The organism is Modestobacter sp. I12A-02662 (genome assembly GCF_041028325.1).
GTDB lineage: Bacteria > Actinomycetota > Actinomycetes > Mycobacteriales > Geodermatophilaceae > Modestobacter.
In genome coordinates, this window is the sequence record NZ_JABGDE010000006.1 from 141,848 (window position 1) to 152,620 (window position 10,773).

A 10,773-nucleotide genomic window follows, 5' to 3' on the forward strand; every position below is an offset into this window, starting at 1 on the left:
TCTTCCCGGTCGGGGCCGGTGTTCGCCGTGGGCGCAGCCGGGTCGCGCGTCGTGCCGCTGGGAACGACGACGCCGCCCGCACCCGGGGCGGGTGCGGGCGGCGTCGAGGGGGTGGATCAGGCCTTGTCGGCGGCCTTGTCGCCGGCCGTGGCGACGTCCTCGTCAGCGGCGGCGACCGCTGCGTCGGTGGCCTCGACCTGGGCGACCTCGGCGGCCGTGGGGTCCTCGTCCTCGTCCTCGACCTCGTCGGCCTCGTCGGCCTCGTCGGTCGCGGCGTCGTCCCCGGCCGCCACGGTCTGCGGGCGCAGCGCCTCCAGGTCGACGACGTTGCCCGACGCGTCGGTGATCGTGGTCTCCTCGAGCAGCTGGGCGAGCGCCTTGGTGCGGCGGACGTCGGCGACGAAGTCGGCGATGTTGCCGCCCTGCTGCAGCTGCTGGGCGTACTGCTCCGGGCTCATCCGGTTGCGCTGGGCCTGAGCCATGACCTGCGCTGAGAGGTCCTCGTTGTCGACGGTGACCTCGCGGGCGTCGGCGATCGCGTCGAGCAGGAACTGGGTCTTGACCGCGCGCTCGACGTTCTCCCGGGTCTCGGCGTCGTACGCCTCACGGCTCTCGATGCCGGCGGCGGAGAAGTAGGCGTCCCAGTCCATGCCGGCCTGCTGGAGCTCGCGCTCCATGGCCTGGCTGCGCCAGGAGAGCTCCTGCTCGACCAGCTTCTCCGGCACCGGGATCTCGGTGGCCTCCAGCAGCTGCTCGACCAGCTTGTCGCGGGCCTGGGCGCCCTGCTGCAGGACCTTGGTGCGGGCCAGCCGGGTGCGGACGTCCTCGCGCAGCTCGTCGAGGGTGTCGAACTCGCTGGCCATGGTGGCGAACTCGTCGTCGAGCTCGGGCAGCTCCTTGGCCTTCACCGAGCGGACGGTCACGGTGACCTCGGCCTCCTCGCCGGCGTTCGGGCCGGAGAGCAGCGGGGTGGTGAAGGTGGCGGTGCCGTCGGCGGACAGCCCGCGGACGGCGTCGTCCAGGCCGGCCATCAGGTTGCCGGAGCCGACCTCGTAGGACATGCCGGTGGTGCTGCCGTCCTCGAGGACCTCGCCGTCGAGCGTGGCCTCGAGGTCGATGGAGACGTAGTCGCCGTCCTCGGCGGCGCGCTCGACGCCGGAGAGGGTGGCGAAGCGCTCGCGCATGACGGAGACCTGCTGGTCGATCTCCTCATCGGTGACCTCGACGTCCTCGACGGTCACGGCCAGGGCGTCCAGCGCGGGCAGCTCGAGCTGCGGGGCGACGTCGACCTCGGCGGTGAAGGCCAGGGACTCGCCGTCCTCGAGGCGGGTGACCTCTACCTCGGGCTGGCTGATGACGCGGACCTGGTTCTCTCGGACGGCCTCGGAGTAGACCTCGGGGACGGCGTGCTGGACGACCTGCTCGAGGACGGCGGGACGGCCGACGCGCTGGTCGAGGACCCGGTTCGGGACCTTGCCGGGACGGAAGCCCGGGACGCGCACCTGGTTGCGGAGCTCCTTGTAGACCTCACCGAAGGCGTGGTCGAGGTCGCTCCACGGCACCTCGATCGCGAGCCGGACCCGGGTCGGGCCCAGGTTCTCGATGGTGCTCTTCACAGCGCAGCGCTCCTCATGACGGGGTACAGACGGTGGGAGGCGGCACCCGATGGGCGCCGCAGCTCCCCACGAGTCTAGATACGTCTCTCGACGGTCGGGGTGGCGGGATTTGAACCCACGGCCCCCCGCTCCCAAAGCGGGTGCGCTACCAAGCTGCGCCACACCCCGTGGCGGGCTGAGTGTAGGCACCAGGGCGTGCCGGTACCCTGTCCAGGCACCCTCGGGTGCACGCGGGTGTAGCTCAATGGCAGAGCCCCAGCCTTCCAAGCTGGCCATGCCGGTTCGATCCCGGTCACCCGCTCCACGCACTGACCAGCTCGTATGCCCGTCTGCGCAGCTCAGCGCGGCCTTGGCGCCGCTCCCGTGCCTTGAGGGTGCTGACCCCTGCTGACCGCTGACCACCGGCTTTGGCCGGTGCTTAAGGCACGGTTGAGGCACGACGTGGACAGACCCAGTCCGTCGACACAGCTGGAACGTATCCCGTCTTTGCTTCCCCGGTTGGACTCGAACCAATAGCCCTGCACTTGCCGACGGACCTGACCGTGGGTGTCCGCTGAGGACCTGCGGGCGGTGCTCGGCGTCCCGGCGCTGCTGTGCTTCGCCGGAGTGGCGGTGCTCACCCTGCTAAGAGCACGGGCGGGACCCCAGGAGCGGCCGCCCGGTGGCAGCAGCTCGCAGAGTGGGCTCCTCCCCCCGCACCAGGTCATCGACCTCGCGGGTGGAGACGCCGTGCAGATAGGCCTCCATCACCACCGCGAACAGAGCCTGATCGATCCGCCGCCGCTCCAGCAGCGAGGGAAAGAACGACCCGGCGCAAGCTTCGGAATGCGCAGCTCCAGATCCCCGGCCGTCGTCGTGAGGATCCGCGCCCGGGAGCCGTTGCGCTGCGCGGTCCGGGCATCGGTGCGCTCGTGCGGCGCGACGCCGATCACCGCGGTCAGCTCGGCCTCGATCAACGCCTGATAAATCGTGGTCGCCGCCGACCGGATCCGGTCATCGACATCGGCGGCCTTCAGTGCCTCCAGCACCTCGAGCACGGCGGACTGGTCCAAGGCCGTCGTGTGCTGTGTCCTTCCGCGAGAACCATTGGCGTGGTCTCGCTGACCATCACACGATGGCCCCCTCACCTGATCACCCACGCAACCGGTGCCCTGGACTTACACCACCAGCGGGGACGTCACCCCCGGCGCGGACGTCCCACCAGTCGAGCCATCCGGATCGGCGGTCCACTGCGGGAAGGCATGAGGCACGCTTGTCCGTCCGGCGCCGAGTCAAGACCCCCACCCCTGGGTTCGACGGGGAGACCGGGTCGAACCCAGGGCCGCAGATGCACCGATCACGGGTGTCGCCTGACATCGCGTTAGGGAACCCGGGCTGCCGATCAAGCTCCGACCGGACGGCCGCGCGATCGAGTCGGCAACTCTCCGGACGTAGCGATGCTCGCGGCTGCAACGCCTGTCACAGCCGCCACTCCCGTCGTGTCTCCCCCATCCGAATGTCGAGCACGCAGCAGTGCGGCAGCTAACCTCCCCGGCGGCGAGCACAGGATCAATCTCACGAGCGGGAGGGCTGCACCCATGCCAGTCGCGCCCACTGCCCCCTCAGGAGGCAGCGCCGTGGCGGACCGTCCATCGATGGCAATAATGGCGCTGGACGCCGCCAGCTCGGCTTCAGCGTTCATCTCCAACCCCAAAGTGGCCGTCAGTGCCTGAGTTGAACGAAAGCCCTCGCACGCAAGTCATGCAGCTGAGCGCCCTCGATCTTGACATGGCCCCAGACGCTCCAGGTATCTACGCCTGGTACGCCCGACTGCCATTGTCCAACGATGACTGGAAGCCTCAAATCAGAGACGGCGCCGACCTCGCCGCCAGCTATTTGCACAGGGCAGTTGCCGACTATGCGCGCGCTCACCAGCCGAACCCAATCAACTTGAAGGGCGAGGGAACCTACCGACTGAACTGGTCCGGAACAGTGCGGCGCGCATCCATTGCCGACACGACTGGCGACGGCGACGGCATGAGTCTTGAGTCGCGGCTCGGCGACCTCGCAGATGAACCCGTGGTACGTCAGCTTCTCATTGGCCTACTCCGCACCGCAGTACCAGTTTTCGCTAGCCCACTATATATCGGCGTCGCAACGAATCTTCGCACGCGACTGGCCGAGCATCGAGTCGCATACGAGGGAACTAGAGAGGCACTTCGCCTAGACCCCTCCGCCGCTGCACGAACACAGTTCGAGGGCCCATCATTCGGCGCCCGTCTGGCCGCGACGGGTCTGCAGTTGGAACATTTACACTGCTGGCTCATGCCAGCCAATTTTGCTCCCAGTAGCGGCCGTGAGCATGCCGACTCCGCAACGACCGCGAGAGGCGTCGCCGAAACGGCCGAATGGATTCTTCAGCGCATTTTTCTACCGGTCCTCGGGAGGCAATAGAGATGAGCCTTAGTCAACTTGGGAGCGCGCCCGCGTTCCAAAATCACGCCCACGGCACGATTGGTGAGTTCGTCACGCCAGCCGGCAGGGTCTCGTACCTGATGACGAAGGCACGCTTGGGACAGGACGCGGCCGACCCGGAGCGTCGTCTAACTCGACACCTAGTGCCGGTGCGTGAGGTGATTCCGGTCGAGGAGTTGGACTTCAACCAGCTCCTGCAACGTGACCTTGACGACCACCGGGTGGCCGTCAACCTTGTGCCGTACCTTCTCAGCAACGACTGGACCGGCCCGGCCTTTTTCCCTCCTATTGTGGCGATCGCCCTGCCGTTCTCCGGACAACAGCCGTCTGAGTTTCCGGGGCTCGGCGCGGCGACCCAGGTACAGGACGGCCTGACCTGGCGCCAGCAGGATGCTGGTCAGCATTTTCGTGTCCGTCGACTCCTCATGGACGATGGGCAGCCAAGTGCCGTGGCCTTAGGGCAGGTTTCTTGGAATGACGAGTTTTGTCGCATCGTCGTAATCGACGGCCAACATCGGGCCATGGCTCTGCTCGCTATCGACCGCACTATTCGAAACAGTTGGCAAGGAAGTTCCGGCGCCCGCTACCGTTACTTCTACGAGGCACGCATCAAAGAAGCGCTGCGCAACCGAACCATCGACGACATTGAGGTGCCGGTCACACTGCTCTGGTTCCCGGAATTGTTCGGTGAGGGCAAGCAGCCTCACAAGGCTGCCCGCAAGCTGTTTGTCGACGTCAACAAGGAAGCGCGGACCCCCAGCGAATCACGCCTGATCTTGCTGTCCGACGGCGAACTCGTAAACATTCTGACCCGCACTACGCTGACACAGCTACGCAACCAGGACGACAACGTCTACCTGCCGCTCTACTGTGTCGAGTACGACAACCCTGACACGAAGACAACCCAGTCTGCGCGCTGGTCAGCGCTTACCAACATCCACGCCCTGAAGCAGATGGTCACGCGGACCGTTTTCGGCCCAGGAAAATACATCAACAGGGTTGACGTTGCCTTCGGCAGTCGGGAGGACAAGGAGCAGCGGAACTCGTTCATGCGCTCCCAGCTCGACGTCGCGTCGCTCTTTCCCGCCCAGATCGAGGGGGACGAGCCTTTTTCGCGTGACCAGCTGGGGGACACCGACTTCCCGGAAGCCGCGGCCGGACCACTGGCGGAACGGTACCGTGACACCTGGAGCAGTGCCATTCTTATCCTGCTCAGCAGGGTTGAGCCTTGGGCGGCACATGCTCGTGCCCTCTCGCAGCTGAAGCAGAACTGGCTCGTCGACGACGCGATTGCGACGTTGGCGCATGACGCGCTCTTCAGCGGCGTTGGCATGTATTGGACGCTGCGAGAGTCAGCCCTGCATTGGCAGCGGGACGAACATCCCGGCGGACGGACGACAAAGCCTGACGTCGTTCACGCCTGGGACATGATTGTGGCGAAGCAGGGCGACTTCGAGCAATTGCGAGCCGAGCAGCTGCTGGGCAGCAAGTCACGCAGAGAGTCGGCCAATCTAGTCTTCCAGGCAATGAATACCCACGCCTGCCAGCTCGGGGTGGCATTGACATTGGCTACGCTATTCCGACGTGCCAAGGCGGGCGATACGACCGTAGTGCAGCTCGCCGTAGGAATAGCCGCCGGCATCAATGCCTGGATGAGTAGCAAGACCACGGGTGACTACGACCGGCGCTTGGCGCTCGCGAAACGCCGTGAGGACTTCCCGAAGCACGCCCTAAACATGGTCGCGAACATGGACACACCACGGGCGGTCCAGTTCCGCTATTTCTGGCTTGAAATCTTGGCCTCCCCTCAGGCAGCGGCAAGTCTCTCTGGCCTTGTCTATGGGGAACGGCTCGGGGAGTTGCGTGATGAGGCTCGTCGCGCATACATCGCCTACGTGGCTGGGGAGAAGGCGCGAGCCTTGAAGACGACACAGGCCAGTCTGACCGAAACCGAACGCAAGGAGCGCGGCCTCCAAGACGCCCGAAAGGAGGTCCGCCATGCCCTCATCAGGTGGTTCGACATCGCCGCTGCCGATATTGATGCCTGGTTGGAGTCCGATGCGGGAACTACGACAACCGAGGCCGTCAATGAACAACAAGATCAGGATGATGTGAACGGTGACGACACCGGTCCTGTATCCAGCCCTGAGCCGGACTGAGACGCGATGACAACCAGGGGCACGCCGTCGGTAGGCGGTTGGCCCGCGGCGGCGTTGGCGAACGCTGCATCCGTAATCAGCCAGCTGCCCGCACCACCCGAGCTGGTGGATCGTCGTCGGACGCTGCCGCTCGCTTGGAATTTGGACCCCGGAGGAGCCGCCAACGTGTCCGAAGAAGCTGCGTTCGGCGACCTGCGTCCGTGCACGTGGCTCGAGGCGTTTCCATGGATCAAGGGGGCTGCCGACGTATCGGACCACCCGTGGTGGGACGAGCTCATCGGCGATGCCGGCGTTGTTCTCAGGCAGCAGCGCATCGCACAGATCGCAGAACTGGCGATGGCACGACTCAGTCAGTGGACCATCGGACAAATCCTTCCCGGGTTATCGCCAGAGACCGAGTTGCTGCAGCTCCGACTGCCGGTGCGGGCCCGCAACGCGCTGGCCCGGTACGGGTGCCTGAAAGGAGCTGATCTTTTCGGCGTCACCCTGCGCGCGGTGATGGAGTGGCAACAGGTAGGCGTCGGTACCGTAGACGCCATTCTCCAAGCGCTTGCGGACGTCTCAACTTCGCAGGCGACACCGCGCGTGAACGCCTTCGATTACGGTGCCGCGCCGGCTGTGCAGCCGAGCAGCGAGGCGCGCCTGCCGGACTGGATAGCGTCGCTCCTCGACGACCTCGGCCAAGTCGCGACTTGGTACGCCACGATCGGGCAGCCCGAGCGACCGCTGCTGGGAGCAGCGCTCGCCCCCGGGACGCCGGACGAGGTCGTCAAGGCTCGCCTCCGCCTCGATGCCCTGTGTGCGGGCGACGTCCTGCCCGACGATGCTGCTAAAGCGGATGTCGCCGGCCGCTTCGAGGCGGCCCTCGCGACACTCGATCCGCGGGCGGTCCAAGTCCTGGCAGATCGGCTGTTCGCCGACGACGCCCGCACGCTGGATGAGATCGGGCGCGACCACGGTGTCACGAGAGAACGCATTCGACAGATCGAGGGAAAGGCGCGCGGCGCGCTGCTCGGTTTGGTCGGTGACGGTGGGCAGCTCGCCATGGTCGCCGAAGCCGCCCGGACCCTCATCGGCACCATCCGGCCGCTGGACGATCTACTGGCCCTCATGCCAAGCCTCGGGAAGGCGGTTGCGTCGGTTGGCCAACCGGCGTGGCGGGTCCTCGATCGCCTCGAGGACGCCTACGAGATCGAGGATGGCTGGTGTGTCGTGCCGACCCTCACCGCGGCGCGGACCATCACGCAAACCCAGCTCCAGGAACGGGTTGACCGCTACGGTGTCGCCCGGATCGACAACCTCAGTCTCGTCGAAATCAGCCAACTCGAGCGCCGGACCGTACTGACAGCGGCCTGGCTGACGCACTGTGGCTACGTCGTCGACGGCGACTTCGTCCTCACCCGGACGCAATCGGTGCAGGACTACGGCGCGGCGGTGCTGTCGATATTGGGCTCGCCGCTCAGCGCCCAGGAGATCGTCGACCGCTTCCTGACCGAACGCAGCGCCGCCTCACTGCGCAACGCCATGAGCGGCGACGACCGCTTCGAGCGTGTCGATCGAGACCGCTGGGCGCTCCGGGAATGGGGCATGGAAGCTTATGCCGGTGTCCGCTCCTTAATCCGCGAACGGGTGGCGCGCAGCGGCGGGCGCGCCCAGCTCGAAGACCTGGTCGAGTACATCACCGGCCGCTACTCCGTCACCGCCAGTAGCGTCGCGGCGTACGCCAGCTCACCGCCGTTCCAGTGCAAAGGCGGCGTGGTCACTCTCGCGAGCGACGACCGCGAGGTGCGCAAGACGCCCGAGCAGACCCGCCGCCTCTTCCGCCGTCCGGACGCCTGGGCATACCGCGTACGCATCACCGCCGACCACCTGAGGGGCAGCGGCTCAGCAGCTCCAGTCGCAATTGCCAGCCTCCTCAGTCTTCAGTTCGGTGACACGCGTCAGCTCACATCGCCGCTGGGTCCGCAGACCATCGCGTGGACCGCCATCCAGCCATCCTTCGGCACCATCCGCCGCTTCCTGCTGGCCGGCGATATCGCCGTTGACACCGAAGCGTTCCTGATGATCCACAACGACGGCTCGTTCTCTTTCGAGCCGGCCCGTGACATGACCGGCAACCCGCTCATGGACGCCCTCAGCTTGATCGGCGCGCCAGTGACCGACGACCGCGACGAAGCCCGCAGCTTGCTCGCTGCAGCCGTCGGGCTATCAGCGGCCGCGCCCGTCACGAGCGTGATCGGCACCTACCGCGAACGTGGCGACAGCGACATCGCAGACCTCCTGACGAGCGTCCGCGAGTCCCTGGAGGCGGGCCACCCCCAGCCGTCTCCCACGCACCGTGCCGCAGTCGATGACATCTTGGACCTGCTGTGACCACGTGGCCCCGCGGCCTGCGGTCACTCTCCCTGCATGACCGCTATCGCAGCGATCAGGAAGACGTCGTCGCCACCTTCTACGTGCCAGCCTTCACCGTCGCGTCTAGCTACAGCCGGGCAGTGGGCTACTTCACCTCCAGCAGTCTCGCCCTCTATGCCCGCGGCATCGAGACGTTCGCCGCGCGGGGCGGCACGATGCAGGTAGTCGCCTCTCCGCATCTCAGCGAAGACGACATCGTCGACATCGAACGCGGGTACGACGTCCGCGTGGTCATCGAACGGGCGACCATGCGCCAGCTGGAGCACGAGGATCGGGAACCGGTCCTCGACGGACTCGGCATGCTGGGCCGCCTGATCGCCAAAGGCCAACTCGACATCAAGCTGGCATTCGTCGCGCAAGCCGGGCGCGTTGGCATCTACCACGAGAAGATCGGCGTCTTCCGCGACGACTTCGGCGACCTCGTGGGCTTCACGGGCAGCAGCAACGAGACCTACGGCGGCCTCATGGCCAACTTCGAATCTGTCGAGGTGTATCGCGGCTGGGTGGCAGGGGACGGCGCGCGGGCGCTCCGGCTCGAGAGTGACTTTCAGGCGCTCTGGGCCAACCAGACGCCGAACCTCGCGGTTGAGCGCTTCCCGGACATTGCCCGCGAGCGGCTGATCAAGCTCGGCACCGAACGTCCGCATCGCCCGGTGCCGGGTCGCGACGACGCGCTGACGCCCACCCCGCCGACCGTCTCCGAGCCGATCCGGCTGCGCATCCCCAGCTGGTTGGACGTCCGCGACTACCAGCGGCAGGCGGTCGAGGCATGGGGTCGCCAGCAGGGCCGCGGCATCCTCAAGATGGCCACCGGCACCGGCAAGACGAAGACGGCCATGATCGCCACCACCCAGCTCAGCAACGTTCTGCGGCAACGCGAGGAACCCCTTGTCGTGCTCATCCTGGCCCCGCTGCAGCACCTGGTCGACCAGTGGATCACCGAGGTCGAAGACTTCGGCGTGCGCCCGATCGCCATCTACGAGGCGAGCCAGAAGTGGATGCGCGTCGTCGAAGACCAACTGGCCGAAGCCCGTCTCGGCCAGCGCCCGGTGGTGATCATGGTCGCCACCAACAAGTCGTTCGCCGGTGACAGGTTCCAGGCGGTGCTGTCCCGCATCACGCAGCCGCTGCTGGTCATCGCCGACGAGGCGCACAACCTCGGCTCGTCGACGTATCGCACGGCACTCCCCCCAGGCGCCACCTACCGCCTGGCCCTCTCGGCGACACCGGAGCGTTGGTTCGACGATGCAGGCACCGACGCACTCATCGACTACTTCGGCCCCATCGTCTTCGAGCTCGGTCTCGCCAAGGCGATCGAGATGCGGGCGCTGTGCCGCTACACCTACGTCCCGCGGCTGGTGGAGCTGAACGACTACGAGACCAATCTGTACGTCGACCTCACGACGCAAATTGCCAAGCGCATCGCCGCGGGTGACAGCGTGCAAGACGCCGACCCTGACTCCCCCATCGGCTTCTTGCTGCGGCAGCGCGCCGGCGTCCTGGGACATGCCGAGGGCAAGCTGGCGGCGCTCCAACAGGACCTGACCGCACGCCGAGATTCTTGGTTCCAGCTTGTGTACTGCGCCGAGGGTCGGCGACCGACGGAGCCGGGTGACCCGCCGGGGCCCAACCAGCTCGATGAGGTCATGCAGTTGGTGGGCCACCGGCTGCAGTTGCCGGCCCACTCCTACGTCGATGGTGTCTCCCGTCCACAGCGCAAAGTGCTGCTGCGCCGTTTCGGCACGGGTGACGATCTACGGGTACTGGTCGCCATGCGCTGTCTTGATGAGGGCGTCGACATTCCCGATGCCCGCATCGGCTACCTGCTGGCCAGCAGTAGCAATCCACGCCAGTTCATTCAGCGGCGCGGTCGCCTGCTGCGCCGTTCTCCCGACAAGGAGCGAGCCGAGATCCTGGATTACCTGGCAGTGCCGCCGGCCGGGGCACCGGTCAACTTCGATGTCGAACGAGCCCTTCTCGCGCGTGAGCTGCAGCGGGCACACGAGTTCGGCACGTTGTCGGAGAACTATGCGAGCACGCTCCAGGTGCTCCGGCCGCTGAAAGAGCGGTATCAGCTCCTCGACATGTAGCAGCGGCAGCCCACTACGGAACCACCACGGCAAGGGAGA

General features: G+C 66.4%; 4 protein-coding genes, 2 tRNA genes and 1 pseudogene. 4 read left to right on the top strand and 3 right to left on the bottom strand.

Features of this window, described 5'->3' with window-relative positions; genetic code table 11:
* Positions 1 to 116: 116 nt before the first annotated feature.
* Entirely contained in the window at positions 117 to 1,616 is a 1,500-nt protein-coding gene (tig, locus tag HL189_RS10220; RefSeq protein WP_369133587.1) for a trigger factor, read from the bottom strand.
* Between the two features lie 94 nt (positions 1,617 to 1,710).
* Positions 1,711 to 1,784 (bottom strand) — tRNA-Pro (locus HL189_RS10225).
* 62 nt (positions 1,785 to 1,846) lie between these two features.
* Here HL189_RS10225 and HL189_RS10230 point away from each other — a divergent pair.
* Positions 1,847 to 1,920, top strand: a tRNA-Gly gene (locus HL189_RS10230).
* Positions 1,921 to 2,240: 320 nt separating this feature from the next.
* Here the strand turns inward: HL189_RS10230 and HL189_RS10235 are convergent.
* Positions 2,241 to 2,755, bottom strand: a pseudogene (locus HL189_RS10235) (transposase).
* A gap of 1,395 nt (positions 2,756 to 4,150) precedes the next feature.
* On the opposite strand from HL189_RS10235, the gene HL189_RS10240 reads away from it, so the two are divergent.
* From HL189_RS10240 to HL189_RS10250, 3 genes are all read left to right on the top strand, one after another.
* On the top strand, positions 4,151 to 6,229 hold the full coding sequence (locus HL189_RS10240) for a hypothetical protein (RefSeq protein ID WP_369133588.1): 2,079 nt from the start codon (positions 4,151 to 4,153) through the stop codon (positions 6,227 to 6,229).
* A gap of 165 nt (positions 6,230 to 6,394) precedes the next feature.
* Entirely contained in the window at positions 6,395 to 8,602 is a 2,208-nt protein-coding gene (locus HL189_RS10245; protein WP_369133589.1) for a sigma factor-like helix-turn-helix DNA-binding protein, read from the top strand.
* Positions 8,599 to 10,734, top strand: a complete 2,136-nt coding sequence (locus HL189_RS10250) for a DEAD/DEAH box helicase family protein (protein ID WP_369133590.1) — start codon at positions 8,599 to 8,601, stop codon at positions 10,732 to 10,734. Before HL189_RS10245 ends, HL189_RS10250 begins: the two co-directional genes overlap by 4 nt.
* Positions 10,735 to 10,773 lie beyond the last annotated feature (39 nt).

What these genes read in the sequence shown, in the direction of transcription:
- HL189_RS10240 (WP_369133588.1), top strand. Translation starts at nt 4,151, where the DNA reads ATGACGAAGGCACGCTTGGGACAGGACGCGGCCGACCCGGAGCGTCGT.